The organism is Microcoleus sp. S13_C5 (genome assembly GCF_036700845.1).
Lineage (GTDB): Bacteria > Cyanobacteriota > Cyanobacteriia > Cyanobacteriales > Microcoleaceae > Microcoleus.
Map to the genome: position 1 here is coordinate 1 of NZ_JAUBPR010000144.1, position 14,374 is coordinate 14,374.

Genomic DNA, 14,374 nt, shown 5'->3' on the forward strand with positions numbered 1-14,374 from the left:
TTGATAATTTTCGAGAACGGGTATTAGCTTGCTTCTCTAATTAGATAAAAATATCACCGTAAGTTCTGGAGAACCGTTAAATCAGTAAAATCAATTGAATAAATATGTCAAAATGCCAATCAAGTCCTTGTCAGCCTTGACATTTAAGCTAGTTTCATTGTTCACTATAAATAGTCACTTTTAGTTGGGAAGCGAATTATAGTCATGACCACAAAAAGGGTACTAAAGTTCTAACAGAGCTTCTGAATATACAAGGGTAAAGGCATCTAAATTAATTTGACAAAAACGTAAACTTGTGCATTCCTAAATAACTAAAAAAACTTCTTAAAATCCTTAATCTTAACCCCAATTGAGCAGATCAAACCTGAACGTTAAAATTTTCTGCACTTCTTAAAGCAGGATAATTTTTTAAAGATATTAGTATTAGATTTCGAGTGTTAACTGGCAGAGTTTAAAATGTGAACTAAATAATTATTGTCCATTGCCGCTCGATATCGTTTCATTTTTAGACTTTGTTTAGAAATTTTTTATTGTTTCAAAAAATTTATAGCTAAGCGCCGTAGAAGTGCAAAATTATCGGGAGAGTTCTGTTTCCGAATCCGGCTTTTATCTTCACCAAATGTAAGATAAAGCGTGCAATGTAAGCTATTTTCAATTCCCCAATGACTGCGGATAGCCCCAGCAATTGTCTCAGCATTACTGGTTAAACTACTAAGCGTAAAAACGAGATTCAGTCGTGGTTTTCTTCCACAGCCGTGGTTCACTAACTATCATGACAACGGTTTTTAATCCACTTCATAATGCTTGATTATGCAGAGGTGGTAACTCAGATACATCAACAGTCCAGACTTGTCTTTTTTCCACTCGATGATGTCCAGCTTCTACTTGTTCATGCCCAGGGCGAGCGCATCTAAACTTTATGTTAACAGAATGTGCTATATTGGAGAATTATTATTGAGTAACTACAAAACATTTCCTTAGGGTTTACCTGTATGAAACTCAAACCTAAAATCACCATCATCGACAATTTTTCCGACTTAGAAAATCCAAGAATTGAGCGAACGAAACATCATAAATTAATTGATATTATCACTCTCTCAATTTGTCCGTGGTTTGCGATCCTGATACATGGGTGGATATCGAAAGTTACGGGCGCAGCTCAATACGAATGGTTAAATAAAATTTTAGAATTGCCGAATGGCATACCTTCACATGACACAATCGCGCGAGTATTTTCTCGCCTAAAACCGGAGCAATTTCAGAAAGGTTTTTTGAGTTGGATTCAATCTATTAGTTGCTTCAATCCAGGAGAAGTAATCGCAATTGATGGCAAAACTCTTCGCCATTCTTACGAGTGGGGGGGAGAGCAAAAAGCAATTCGTATAGTCAGTGCTTAGGCGAGCAGTCAAAGATTAGTTCTAGGACAAGTTAAGGTTGATAAAAAATAAGAGAGAAATCACAGCTATTCCGGCTTTACTCAAAGTATTATAATTAAAGGGAAGCATTGTCACCATTGATGCGATGGGCTGTCCGAGGTCAATTGTGAAGTCAACTGTCGAACAAGAAGGAGATTATGTAATCACCTTAAAAAAGAAGCAACCATGCCTGTATGCCAGAGTAGAAGAGTTGTTTAAACAAGCAATTAGACAAGGATTTTTGGGATTTACACATACAGCTTATTCGACAAATAAAGAGAATAATCACGGTCGCTCACAAATCCGACATCACAACCATGTTAAGTGACATCAAAGAGCTGATCGATCCCGACAATCGATGGGAGAAGTTTCAGAGTATAGGTATGATAGAATCCGTGAGAATAGTAAAGGGAAAAACAACTATTGAAACTCGTTATTACATTAGTAGTTTACCAATTAATGCTCAAAAAATGGGTGAATCAGTCCGCAGCCATGGGGGAATTGAAAATTCTTTACATTGGGTATTAGATGTGGGTTTTGGCGAAGATGATTGTCGGATTAGAAAAGATAATGCTCCGCAAAACTTTGCTATTATTAGACACATCTCGCTCAATCTGTTGGATCAAGAAAAAACCTCAAAAACTAAAGCAAGAAATAAGCGACTTCGAGCCGAGTGGGATGATGACTATTTGACTAAAATCCTCGCTGTTGCACTTAACTAAATTCTCACGAATAACTCATTAATAACTATTATACAACTTGTAAACAGTGGTTGTAATATTTTTATTGTGTCAAAATTAGCATTAAGCAGAAACCACCATTAATCAGTTCATATTTTCTTACAAAAGTCATTACAAAGTGTGTCTGTAGCTTCTAAGAAGGGTGAATTTATCTCAAAATATACTCTCCACTGATGAACAGTGTTCAATAAGATGCGTTCCCCCTGGCGGAATGTGCGTTCAGAGTGCCGTAGCCGAGTCAAAATTTATCACTTCAAACCGATTGAATTAAAGCATGATTTCCTCCTATTCTACGGTTGATATTCAGCAAAAATTTCAATTTTTCCCACAATGTTTTGATTAAATTGAGCCAATTCTTCTGCCGGAATCCAATATTCTTGGTGAATCGAACTGCCCACATTTTGAACCGGATATTTTTTTAAGAATTCTGCCACCACCCGAAAGCGCGTGACATAGCCGAAATATCCCGATGCTGCATCTTTTGTATTCCAATCGCGCGCGATTTGTATGGCATAGGCTTTATGAACTACGGGATAAAAAGTAGGCTGAAAGGATAAGCGTGGCGGAAATGCCATAAAATCGCTTTCTTTAATCAGTTCCATTTCTTTTTTGCCGACGGCTCGGAACAGCGTTACTGTCTCTTGATCTGATATATTGATATTTTTAAACCACGCTTTCCAACCGTCCCAATTGTGAACTATTTTAGCCAATTCAGCGTAACCGGCAGCGCGGGGATGAGAAACGTCATTTTCGGTAAGTTCTTTATGCCAAATTTCCGAGTTTTGCAGCGGGGTGCACACATCTAGATAAGGCACATTTAACTCGTTGCAAACTTGGGAGAACTGGTCGGATAAGTTGGCAATCCGCTTGGTGCGATCGGCATCAATAACTGGCGGTGGTCCTACCATTAATACTGGAAATATTTCTTTGGCTGACGTGAGAATAGAGCGCGCATTTTCAATTGATTTCTCAACTTCAATGCGAATTTTTTCGTTTTCTAGGTAAGTGTCGTTGACGCCAAAAGAAAATACTATTCTGCCGTCGCCGTAGTGAGGTAAGCGGCAAGAAACTTCGCTGAACCAGCGAGTTTCTATATCGGCACTTGTTTCTCCCCTTATTCCTAAATTGTAGTAGGTAATATCGTGTCCTTGTCCGCAAGCGGCCGCGCAAATCCGTCCTGTCCAACCGAGACATTTTGGATCGCAAGTACCGTTTACAAAAGAATCGCCGATAAAACAAATACGCATATTGTGTGTAGGGATTGGGAATGGGGAATGGGGAATGGGGAATGGGGAATGGGGAATGGGGAATAGGGAATTGTGGACGGTTGACTGTTAACTGATGATTAAGGACAACTGCCAACTGCCAACTGCCAACTGCCAACTGACTTTAGTTTTTGCCGATGACGGACAATCCTTCTACAATTACAGATGGTGTGTGGCAAGAACCGTTCCACTCTGAGTCTCCTCCCAATTCTACTAATTGTTTGAGGACGCTGTAGACGTTGCCAGCTACCATTGTGTCTTTGATTCTGCCGACTATTTGACCTTTTTTGACTCGGTAGCCGAGATCGACGTTAATTGAAAAATCGCCGGAAATTCCGGCACTGCCGCCAAGCATTTGATCGACTACAATTCCGTCGTCTAATTGAGCGATTAAATCGATTAGCGAAAGCGAACCTGGTTTAATCAAAACATTGAACAAACTCGGCGTCGGATAGCTGCCCAAACCCGGGCGAAATCCGTTGCCGGTGGTGCCACTGCCCAAGGCTCGACCGGTGGTGCGATCGGTATAAAATAGCTGCAACACTCCGCTGTTGATAAAGACGATCGCCCGAGTGGGAGTGCCTTCGTCGTCAAAAGGACAGCTATAGGGCCCGATATCCGGCTGCTGGGAGAGGGTGACAAGCGGCGATGTCACTTGTTGGCCTAATCGATCGTTCCAAGGCGAAGCGCCTTCGATTACCTGTTTGCCGTTCAACGCCGCACAGACAGTCCCCCACAGCAAATCGGCGGCTTTGGCTGTAAACAGCACCGGCACGCGGCCAGTGGCGGGAGCAACATTATCTTTCGCCCATTCTAAACGCTGCAAAACCCGCCTGGCGCTGGTGTTTAAGTCGAGGGTGCCGCGTTCGGTTTCGCCTTCCCAAATGTTGAGGAAATCTTCGCCCCGCACTAATTCTGCTGATAAGTAACCGCTGAGGGTGGTGTCCGTGTGACTGGAATCCAAGCCTCTGGTGTTCACCAAGCGGGTGCTCTCGATTTCGCAGTCGAGTTCGGCGGTGCAGAGGCTTTCGGGATAGGCTTCGCGGACGATCGCGATCGCCTCTTTTCCCCAGTTTACTAGCTGTTCGGCAGGCACCGACACTCCGCGATCGGGATAAACAACTTTCTCACCGGTGCCGAGTTCGATGGTTTCCGGTTCGTTGAGTTGCGAAAGTGCGATCGCCCTGTCCACCAAAATTTGCAGTTCCACGGGCCCGTAGGCCACCGCCAAACCCGGCCGCCCATCCCGCCACAGCCGCAGTGCAATGCCTTCTGCTTGGGCGGTTTCTAGCTGTTTGAGGCGGTTTGCTTCAAAAAAGACCGGCCTTGACAGCGATTGCGATTCCAATACCTCAGCAGCTTCTGCACCTGCTTTGGTGGCTAGTTCTAACAGTTGTTCTGCTGATTGCTGGTTGGTCATTGTTCTCGGTGGTTGGTAATGGGCGATCGGTAATACTATTTTCGATTTTCGATTTTCGATTAAAGAATTGGCAATGATTTACTGGGTATGGGTTTGGATCGCGGGCATACATTTAGATTCTTTGGGGAAACTGGTGCCATGCACGATCGCAAGATTGTACGCATTTGTGATTGTTTGCATCTTGCCAACCGCTTAGCGTCGATTTTAGCTTTTAGATTTTAGGTTTTAGATTTACTCCACAGATGAATCTGGGAACTTGAACTAGAATCTAAAATTTTGATATCTCCACGACAGGAGTACGTGGCACTGTATCTGTTTTTCGCTGGGGTCAGAAACCGACTTTTTTGCTGCGGTTCAGCTCTAAAAGCCGAGATTTTCCCTGAAAAAACCCGGTTGCTTAAATCTGATTGAGAATGCTGCCCGATATCAGTTATTGCCAAGCGAGCGACTAAATAGTTAGTTCGTGCAGCAGCCAGAATCCTGCAAAAGATTCCGATTCTGGATTCGACTGAATTGCTAAGAAATGTACTTTTTTTGCTTGGTTTTTCGCGGCTTCAAATCCTTTCGCTTCTCTCTCAGTTGCTGCGTCTCTGAGATTAGCTAAAATCCAGCGATCGTTAGCTCCCGTATCTAATACCAGCCTAGCGGGTGGACCGCTCTCAAATTTGAGAAAAGCCAACTCCAAACCCGACATCCAACCTGCCAGGGCTGCTGCTCTCGACGAGTAGATAATTAGTCCCGGAATTTGCGTTTCTGGGGCGAGGCGTGTCATCGGCAGTCCGAAAGCTTCGCCAAATCCGATATCCCACTCGGACATTTCGTCAAAAGCTGCGATCGGCAAACTCACAAACGCCCATTTTTCGCCGATTAAAGCATCCGGCAGCGCAACTGGCGTTTCGGGTATAAATTGAACGCTCGGGTTCACAACCGGTTGATAGCCCGGTTCGGCGGGATAAACCTCTTGCATCCGTTCTTCCAGCCACAGGCTGAGGGCGAGGGTGCGGCGGCTGCAGGCGGCGGGAATGTCCAAGTCCTCGCAGGCTTTAGTAATCATGTTCCCCATTTGACGGCGGAAAAAGCGGATTTTTTCGGGGCGTTTCGGTGCTGCGGCGATCGCATCTTTAATTGCACCCGCCAGCCACAGGGAATTCACGGTAGAACTGGAGCAGAATTGCGAGTAGCGAAACAGAGACTCGGCCTTGTCGCCTACATTCAGCGGGCTTTCGCAGATCAACACTTCCCATTTTTTTTTCTCTCGCTCGTCTAGGATTGGACGGCTGTAAAAGTCGAGTTCCCAAATAGTAGCCATGCCGCGCTGTTAAAAATTAATCCTTTCTCATGTTACCGGACAGCGGGCAAGTTTCTGATTCTGACAATATAAGGCTGATTTTCAATCGCGGGCGATCGCACTTTCCCAAAGATTGCCACTTTCCCTTGCAGCTTCCCGTGTAATTTTTGGCAGCGGTACACAACCGGAAGCATTAGCAACTCCTCGGAGAACTGTCGCGGAGCAATCTCAACACGCGATCGTTTGTTAAACTTGTGCAAGCCAGGGAAAACAAACAGTATAGCTTGATTCCATGAGACAAATCATTCTCGAAAAGATTGTTTCTACCTTACAACCTTTAGATTTTGTTCTCGCTTTGTGGCAAGGAGGTTCAGCAGCCCACGGATACACCGACGAGTGGTCAGACCTCGATATTGCGGTTGTGGTTGAAGATAACTGCGTGGAAGAAACATTTGAGATTGTTGAAAAAGCCCTCGCAGCAATTGCCGAAATCGAACTCAAATATAGAGTTCCAGAACCCGCTTGGCACGGTCAATCGCAGTGCTTCTGGCGGATGAAAGAAACCCCGCCCTTCTTGCTAATTGATTTCGCCGTTTTTCGGCGCAGGAGCCGCAACGATTTCCTCGAAATAGAGAGACACGGACAAGTCCCGATCGCCTTTGACAAAGCTAATCTAATTGTACCGCAGCATTTAGATATAAACAAGCATTTTTCCCAAATGCTAGCCCGATTCAACGAAATTAAAATCCGTTTTGATTTGCTGCAACCTCTGGTAAAAAAAGAGATTTATCGCGGACATTTAGTAGATGCGATCGGCAACTATCACAATTGGACGCTTCTACCCTTAGTCGAACTGTTGGGCATGATTTACCGTCCCCACAGATACGACTTTGAACTAAAATATTTTACCCGAGATTTCCCCCCCGAAATAGTCGATCGCGTCGCACCGCTTTTCTGCATTGCCAACCTTGAAGATTTGGCAGTAAAACAGCAAATAGCTGAGGCTTTTTTTGCAGAAACTTTACCGCTTGCACAAGCTAATTTTTCCTCGGACAATGCCCTAGCAGTACACCAATAGGCTCAATATTTCGTACCGAAAGCGATTAATATAGTAGCATCTACCTTAAAGATTAACATCCCATGACAAAACTCAGCGTCAACATCAACAGAATTGCCCTCCTCAGAAACTCTCGAAACATCGGCATCCCCAGCGTTACGGAAGCCGCAAAAACAGTAATTGCTGCCGGAGCTCATGGCGTTACAGTCCATCCCCGCCCCGACGAAAGGCATATCAAAGCTGCCGATGTTTACGAATTAGCTAAAATGCTGACCGTTGAGTTCAACATAGAAGGAAATCCGTTTCAGCCGCCATTTATGGATATAGTTTGCGACGTAAAACCGGCTCAGTGTACCTTAGTGCCGGACGCTCCAGACGTGCTAACATCCGATAGCGGTTGGAATATTCCCGAAAATCGCGATCGGCTCTTACCAATCATTGAAAAATTAAAAGACAACGGCATCAGAGTCAGCTTGTTTATGGACGCAGATGCTGATCTCATGCCACTAGCAAAAGAAGTTGGAGCAGACAGAGTAGAACTGTATACGGAACCCTACGCAACTGCTTTTCGCGAAGGTAGAGTAGAATCTGTTTTTCAACAATATGTCTTAGCAGCTCAAGCCGCTCAATCAGCAGGTTTAGGGGTGAATGCTGGACATGATTTAAATTTGCAAAACTTAGCTAAATTTTGCTCGATTCCTGAGATACTAGAAGTATCTATTGGTCATGCTTTAATTGCGGAAGCGCTAGAAATGGGGTTGTCCAAAACAGTAAGAGCTTATCTGCAAATCCTGGCAGCTTCGTAGTACAAATTAACCTCGTGTGGAAGGGCGGATTTGGTAGTAATAAACTCGTTTTTATCCGAGATAATAACTCAATCCGCCCTACAAACATACCGTATCAAAACTTACGCAAAAAATGGTTTGACACGCTACAAATATGGTAAGGTGGGGTTCGCAGCGCCCTAGATAATTAGGCGATCGTTAAAAATGAAGTAACACTAGGGGCTCTCACCCCGTGGGGGTGCTAGCCGTTTTATAGTAGCAAGGCAGAGCCAGAATCCCAGCCACCGCGTTTTTTGGGGGTGGGCATTTCTTTAGCAAGATCCTCGGAAAAAGCTTTAATTTTCCTAGACTAAATTACTAATATTCTGTGATGATATTATGTGTAAGGAGTATCATTAAAATGTCCCGACAAACTGAGGCTACTACTTAGCTCCCGCACTGCCAATTTGCTACCAGCAGGTTTTGTGCAAGTACGGGATATTTACGTGTATCCTATATGCTCCTGTAGCCTCTGTGCGATCGCCAGATTTAATCCGGTGAAAACAGGCAAACACAAGTAACCATATACAATTCCTTACCCCCCCTCGGAAGTGCGACATGAAAAAACTAATTTTACTGACTGGAATGCTACTCATGATGACGGCAAAATCAGTATTTGCCAGCCCAGTAGCCCCCAAAATTGCACCGAGCGAGCTGATGGCTGCCTCGGAAATTACAGAAACCCTTAACAAACCCGTTACCTCTGAATCAGTTCCCAACCTCGAACCGATCAAGCGAATGTCAACCTCCGAAATCCGAGAAACCATCAACCAACCCACCACCTATATTTTTGAAGGCATCAAAGGGCGAGAGCTCACTCTCTCCCTGTGGGCGGGACAACTGACAGCCGAACTGTACAGTCCCAATGGTGAAAATATGGGGGTTATTGAAAAATCAGACAATCAGTGGATGGGCCAGTTGCCAGAGTCCGGTATCTACCGCGTGCGAGTTACCCCGAAGGGTGAAACCAGCAGCTTCGTACTCGGACGCGACTTTAGCGCCAAGTGGACTTATCGGCCCGATCGCGCAATTCCCATAGCATTCAAGGAAACACAAGCTACAGTCAAACTCAAAATGTCCGGCTACCAAATCCAGCCCATCACGCTTCAAGGCAAGCAGGGACAGACAATTAGGGCGAGATCTAGCAACAAAAATCTAGATCTGGCGATCCAATCTCCGTCGGGAGCACTCCTGGATCAAGGCGAAGGTCAAACTTTTGCTCAACTACCGGAATCCGGAACTTACCGGGTAATCGTAGTTGCCAAGAGGCCGGTCAAGTCCTCAATCCGAGTTTCTGTGCAATAGCAAAGATTGCACAAAGACTGTCGGGCGATCGAATTTGCGCCGCCCAAAAAAACAGCTCGCCAATTGGGCGAGCTGTTTTTTGCGTAACATCAACCTTGGATCAGCGCTTCAAAACGTTCTTGTTTCCAAATGCAGCTTAAATCCGAGTCAGCTAAAGCTAGCTCTCGGTATAAATTAGGGATAAACTCAACAGCCCGTTGCAAATTGTCAAGGGCCAAATCAGCAAATCCCAGTAGCGCATAACAGCAAGCTTTATTGTAAAAAGCGTTAGCAAAATCAGGATTTATTTCTAAGACTGTTTCGTAGCAAGCAATCGCCTCAGAGTAGCAGCCTTTTCGCGCCAATTCCACACCCCGGTTGTACCAAATCAAATAATCTTCAAAGGGACGCTCAGATGTGGGAGTGAACTTGGCATTTCTCTGATTTAAACCTATTAATTTCTCCAAAGCAACTCTCCTTTCGCCCACAGCATCGGCTCTGCCCGGTTGTAGAGCGATCGATCGGCTAAAACTAGCCACTGCTTGTTTATAAAGTCCCAGAGAGTTCGCAGCTAGACCGCGATTGTACCAAGCCTTCGCGTCGTCAGGCTTAAACTCGATCGCCCGGTCAAAACTGTTAAGCGCCTGATAGTAAAGCTTGAGTTCCAACAAGGCATTACCTCGGTTGTACCACGCCCAAGCAGCCTCCGGGTACAAATTTAAAGAGCGATCAAAACTCAGAACCGCCTTCTCGTAAAGCCCCATATCGATCAGCGTCAGTCCCCGGTTGTGCCAAATACTCGCCGCGCACGGACTGAACTCCAGAGCCCGGTCAAAACTGTTGAGAGCCTCCAACCAGCGGCCCAACTTTCCTAAAGCAATAGCCCGGTTGTGCCAGCCAAAGCTCGCATTCGGCTCCACCGCCAAGGCCTCATCAAAACTCTTCAGCGCCTCTAAGTGCCGTTCTAATTTCCCCAGAGCCATACCTCGGCCGAACCAAGCCTTATAATGATCTGATTGCAATTTCAATGCTCTGTTAAAGTTCGCCAGAGCACCATGATCATCGTTAGCTTCGAGGTGGCGCGAACCCAGATGGTAATACCAAGCCGCTTCCAAGTTTTGAATTAAGTTCATAATATTTTGTATCTATCTTAGGGATGATTCTACATGAAACCATACGGGGAGTAAAACTGTAATTCCACTAAAAATCTGAAAAATTTTATACAGAGCGATCGCCCGTACACACAACCAGTAACAACCTCAACAATTTGCAGTCGAAACTAACTATTTTCCTCTGGTAAAAAGCTCTTTTCGCTAACCGCACTCATCGTTTTTTAGAGCGGCTGCGAATCTTAACTCTGCGCCAATCACGCAACTCTTACCGTATCCCGAATTAGGTTTGCAGTTACACAAAGAGTCCTAGGGCGCCCCAAGTCTAACTGCAAATCTCCTAGTGCTAATAGCTCCTACTTCTGCTTGCCCAATTCAAGCAACCACAACCGCTGTCTTAGCATTCTCACTCAACAGCAACTGGCCTGTGGCATCAATACTAAAATCTTTCCCCAGCAGAAAACCCTTGCCCATCAACCGCTGGCAAACAACCAGCGCAGTAATCCGGCGAATTTCTTCCATCACGTCAGCAGGAATCAAATAACTCAAACTCCAGATCACGGACTCGCAGTCATACCAAATCAAACGCTCAATACTGACAATCATCAAAGCAGCTACACTGTCAACAGACAGCCGCCCTCGGAGATCCGCAATCAAATCCTTACCAATTAAGCTATTGCGAGTCATCATCGCTCTAGCCATCTTCCCAATTTCTTGTTCGAGTTCTAAATGATTCATGCTTGGCACTGGCTTTTATGTTTTTAAAGCACTACTCAGAGTAAAAACAGTAGCCGCTACCAGGCTCTGCCCTAGCGTAGCTGACGCAGGCTCTACCGCAACTCTTTTAACAAAGTATACCTAAAGAAAGAGCAAAAATGTATCTAAAGGCAGATACTAAAATATAATTTTTTTAACTTAACTAGAGCAGCGAAGTCCTAGAAGAGTTACTGGCAGCAGCGAATGAGCGCATTTTTGCCCACCGAGGCCCAGAGAAACGTTGATATAGTAAAGGATTTCTGAAGGTGGTACTTGACACTCTCAGCGCTCTCCTATGTGGCGATCGTAGGTGGGTAGACTATTAATGAACTTTCTGCAAGCATCCTTAGGTGGTAAAATCAGTGGTTGCTTAGCAAGGGAGTTGATGAGTGAGGGGATATATTTCTAAACTGCATCATCCTGCGGTTAGAGCTGTTGTCCAGGGAGTACCCCTAATTGGTTGCTTGCTGATCGCGGTTTTTAGCTGCTGGCTGTCTCAAACTTTACCAGTTCAGGCGGAGGCTGTTACATCTCCAAAAACTTGTCAAATTGGAGTTTACTTGACATCCTTGCGAGATTTCAAGCCAGCAGATAAGTCGTTTTCTGCAAACTTCTGGGTTTGGAGCGTTTGTCCTTTTGAGACTCCAAAACCTTTAGAAAGCCTCAAGGTTGTAAATAGCAACGAAGTTAACAAGAATTACAGCAGTTTTTCTCGAAGCGAAAATCTGTCGGATACATTTAAGGCCAGTAAAAACGTATTCTGGTCTGAAGAGGAGATTAGCACAAGTCTCTATTACAACTGGGACACAAAAAATTATCCATTCGATCGCCATGTATTGAAAATTACTCTTGAGGAAACACAGTTAGATGCTTCCACCTTCCTTCACGCCCCAGATTTTGCTGGCACAGGCTATCAGAAAGATATGGACTTGGAAGGTTGGAAAATTATAGATTTTAAGATTGCTCAAGAGAATTTCCCTTATAGAACAAGCTTTGGTAGTCCGGGAATAAAAAGAGAAATAAATTACCGCTCGCGCTTAGTGATTTCAATTACAATCAACCGCGAGAGTAAAGTGAGCTTCTTTAAACTTGCGATTGGAGTTTATGCGGCTGTTGCACTCTCCATAATGGCATTGCTGCTGGATGAAGATTTTGGCGATCGAATGGGCATCTTTGTGGGTAATTTGTTTGCAGTTATAGTAAATATGCAAGCAGCGACATCAGATTTGGGTAGTTCCAATTCCGTCACCCTGATTGATTTCATCCACATTATCGCCATCATTTACATCTTCATATCAGCAAGTCTGTTGGTCTACACTCGATTTCTAAGTGAATCAGACAAGGATTCACGGTATTTAATGCGCCGCTTTGCTGTTCCGATCCTGGGTGGATCATTCGTTGTTCTTAATATTGTTATCATTTTTCATGCGGCGATCGTGGGTTGACAGACAATTAATCAACTTTCTGCAAGCATTGTTAGCTGGTAAGATCGGAGGCTACTTAGTAAGGGAGTTGATGAGTGAGTGGATATATTTCTAAACTGCATCATCCTGCCGTTAGAGGAGTTGTCAAGGGACTACCCCTAATTGGTTGCTTGCTGCTCGCCGTTTTTAGTTGCTGGCTGTCTCAAACTTTACCAGTTCAGGCGGAGGCTGTTACATCTCCAAAAATTTGTCAAATTGGAGTTTACTTGACATCATTGCGAGATTTCAAGCCAGCAGAGAAGTCGTTTTCTGCAAACTTCTGGGTCTGGAGCGTTTGTCCTTTTGAGACTCCAAAACCTTTAGAAAGCCTCAAGGTTGTAAATAGCAACGAAGTTAAAAAGAATTACAGCAGTTTTTCCCGAAGCGAAAATTTGTCGGATACATTTAAAGCAAGTAAAAACGTATTCTTGTCGGAAGAGGAGATTAGCACAAGTCTATATTACAACTGGGACACAAAAAATTATCCATTCGATCGCCATGTATTGAAAATTACTCTTGAGGAAACACAGTTAGATGCTTCCACCTTCGTTCACGCCCCAGATTTTGCTGGCACAGGCTATCAGAAGCAGATGAAGCTGGAAGGTTGGAAAATTATAGATTTTAAGATTGCTCAAGAGAATTTCCCTTATAGAACAAGCTTTGGTAGTCCGGGAATAAAAAGAGAAATAAATTACCGCTCGCGCTTAGTTATTTCAATTACAATCAACCGCGAGAGTAAAGTGAGCTTCTTTAAACTTGTGATTGGAGTTTATGCGGCTGTTGCACTCTCCATAATGGCATTGCTGCTGGATGAATATTTTGGCGCTAGAATGGGCCTCATTGTGGGAACTTTGTTTGCAGTTATAGCGAATATGCAAGCAGCGACATCTGATTTGGGTAGTACCAATTCTGTCACCCTGATTGATTTCATCCACATCATCGCCATCATTTACATCTTCATATCAGCAAGTCTGCTGGTCTACACTCGATTTCTAAGTGAATCAGATAAGGAAAATTCCTCATGGTATTTAATGCGTCGCATTGCAGTTCCAATCCTGGCTGGATCATTCGTTGTTCTTAATATTGTTGTCATTTCTCATGCGGCGATCGTGGGTTAGATCGGAGCAGCAGTTCTCATTTTAAAACGTATATGGCTTTGGCTACGTCAGGGTAATTTCTGGCAAGGGTTGGGGATTTATCAAATAAGCCAAAAAAAATTGAAGGAAATCTTGCTTTTTCATTTTGATTGCGGTATAGTCATATAGTATGAATCTGTAATTGGGTTCTGATAAGTTAATCTTTTATAAAAAAAATAAAAAACTAATGGAAGGTTTGACTATACCGTTAGCGATCGCAGTTGGTGCAGTTCCAGGAGCTCTTTGTCGTTTTTTCTTAACGGAATGGACAAAAGCTAAGTTTGGGACAAAGTTTCCCATTGGAACATTTGTCATTAATTTGACTGGATGTTTAGCGATGGGTTTCTTTTTCACGCTTTCTAAAGGAATTACAGACTATCCCAAGGAATTAGATTTACTGATTAGGACGGGATTTTTGGGTTCTTACACCACATTTTCAACCTATGGCTTTGATACTCTGACTCTTGGGCGCAGCGGACAAAAGGGTGCGACAGCCTTTTATTGGGCAGGGAGCGCGATTCTAGGATTGATCGCAGTGATTATAAGTAGTCAAACAAAATTAATTACACAAACAACTAATATGATATAATAAAAAATATCAAGTTGTGTTCAAAGAA

At 44.0% G+C, this 14,374-nt stretch carries 16 protein-coding genes; 9 read left to right on the plus strand and 7 right to left on the minus strand.

The genetic code is table 11. The features are described 5' to 3' along the window. Positions 1-527: 527 nt before the first annotated feature. On the minus strand, positions 528-764 hold the full coding sequence (locus tag QUA04_RS30055; protein ID WP_445242367.1) for an ISAs1 family transposase: 237 nt from the start codon (positions 762-764) through the stop codon (positions 528-530). 228 nt (positions 765-992) lie between these two features. On the opposite strand from QUA04_RS30055, the gene QUA04_RS30060 reads away from it, so the two are divergent. The 3 genes from QUA04_RS30060 to QUA04_RS30070 all read left to right on the plus strand — a co-directional run bounded on the left by QUA04_RS30060 (position 993) and on the right by QUA04_RS30070 (position 2,137). Continuing rightward, entirely contained in the window at positions 993-1,397 is a 405-nt protein-coding gene (locus QUA04_RS30060) for an ISAs1 family transposase (protein ID WP_445242368.1), read from the plus strand. Positions 1,398-1,521: 124 nt separating this feature from the next. Continuing rightward, positions 1,522-1,743 carry a hypothetical protein gene (locus QUA04_RS30065; RefSeq protein WP_445242369.1) on the plus strand — a complete coding sequence of 74 codons (222 nt, stop codon included), beginning with the start codon at positions 1,522-1,524 and terminating at the stop codon, positions 1,741-1,743. Next, the gene (locus QUA04_RS30070) at positions 1,733-2,137 is read left to right on the plus strand and encodes an ISAs1 family transposase (protein WP_445242370.1); all 405 of its coding nucleotides are present in this window, start codon (positions 1,733-1,735) and stop codon (positions 2,135-2,137) included. The genes QUA04_RS30065 and QUA04_RS30070 overlap by 11 nt, the downstream gene beginning before the upstream one ends. A gap of 308 nt (positions 2,138-2,445) precedes the next feature. Here QUA04_RS30070 and QUA04_RS25380 read toward each other — a convergent pair whose 3' ends face one another. From QUA04_RS25380 to QUA04_RS25395, 4 genes are all read right to left on the minus strand, one after another. After that, on the minus strand, positions 2,446-3,402 hold the full coding sequence (locus tag QUA04_RS25380; protein ID WP_333262383.1) for a GDSL-type esterase/lipase family protein: 957 nt from the start codon (positions 3,400-3,402) through the stop codon (positions 2,446-2,448). 142 nt (positions 3,403-3,544) lie between these two features. Next, on the minus strand, positions 3,545-4,840 hold the full coding sequence (locus tag QUA04_RS25385; protein ID WP_333262386.1) for a TldD/PmbA family protein: 1,296 nt from the start codon (positions 4,838-4,840) through the stop codon (positions 3,545-3,547). Between the two features lie 448 nt (positions 4,841-5,288). Then, on the minus strand, positions 5,289-6,149 hold the full coding sequence (locus QUA04_RS25390; protein ID WP_333262389.1) for a Tab2/Atab2 family RNA-binding protein: 861 nt from the start codon (positions 6,147-6,149) through the stop codon (positions 5,289-5,291). Between the two features lie 32 nt (positions 6,150-6,181). Next, a complete protein-coding gene (locus QUA04_RS25395) occupies positions 6,182-6,322 on the minus strand; it encodes a hypothetical protein (protein WP_333262392.1) in 141 nt (46 codons plus the stop codon). Positions 6,323-6,420: 98 nt separating this feature from the next. Between QUA04_RS25395 and QUA04_RS25400 the strand changes: the two genes are divergently transcribed. The 3 genes from QUA04_RS25400 (at position 6,421) to QUA04_RS25410 (ending at position 9,314) form a co-directional block, all read left to right on the plus strand. Then, entirely contained in the window at positions 6,421-7,206 is a 786-nt protein-coding gene (locus QUA04_RS25400; RefSeq protein WP_333262395.1) for a nucleotidyltransferase domain-containing protein, read from the plus strand. A gap of 62 nt (positions 7,207-7,268) precedes the next feature. Beyond that, positions 7,269-7,991 carry a pyridoxine 5'-phosphate synthase gene (locus tag QUA04_RS25405; RefSeq protein WP_333262398.1) on the plus strand — a complete coding sequence of 241 codons (723 nt, stop codon included), beginning with the start codon at positions 7,269-7,271 and terminating at the stop codon, positions 7,989-7,991. A 576-nt stretch (positions 7,992-8,567) separates the two neighbouring features. Beyond that, positions 8,568-9,314: a hypothetical protein gene (locus tag QUA04_RS25410; protein WP_333262401.1), complete on the plus strand. Its 747-nt coding sequence runs from the start codon at positions 8,568-8,570 to the stop codon at positions 9,312-9,314. Between the two features lie 89 nt (positions 9,315-9,403). Here QUA04_RS25410 and QUA04_RS25415 read toward each other — a convergent pair whose 3' ends face one another. Next, the gene (locus tag QUA04_RS25415) at positions 9,404-10,426 is read right to left on the minus strand and encodes a tetratricopeptide repeat protein (RefSeq protein WP_333262404.1); all 1,023 of its coding nucleotides are present in this window, start codon (positions 10,424-10,426) and stop codon (positions 9,404-9,406) included. A gap of 351 nt (positions 10,427-10,777) precedes the next feature. Continuing rightward, positions 10,778-11,140, minus strand: a complete 363-nt coding sequence (locus QUA04_RS25420) for a hypothetical protein (RefSeq protein WP_190731986.1) — start codon at positions 11,138-11,140, stop codon at positions 10,778-10,780. Positions 11,141-11,622: 482 nt separating this feature from the next. Here QUA04_RS25420 and QUA04_RS25425 point away from each other — a divergent pair, with 482 nt between their 5' ends. From QUA04_RS25425 to crcB, 3 genes are all read left to right on the plus strand, one after another. Beyond that, positions 11,623-12,603, plus strand: a complete 981-nt coding sequence (locus QUA04_RS25425; protein ID WP_333262408.1) for a hypothetical protein — start codon at positions 11,623-11,625, stop codon at positions 12,601-12,603. 74 nt (positions 12,604-12,677) lie between these two features. Continuing rightward, positions 12,678-13,739, plus strand: a complete 1,062-nt coding sequence (locus QUA04_RS25430) for a hypothetical protein (protein ID WP_333262410.1) — start codon at positions 12,678-12,680, stop codon at positions 13,737-13,739. A 160-nt stretch (positions 13,740-13,899) separates the two neighbouring features. After that, positions 13,900-14,346 (plus strand): fluoride efflux transporter CrcB, encoded by a 447-nt coding sequence (gene crcB, locus QUA04_RS25435; protein WP_333262413.1) that lies wholly within the window; start codon positions 13,900-13,902, stop codon positions 14,344-14,346. The last annotated feature ends 28 nt before the right edge of the window (positions 14,347-14,374 follow it).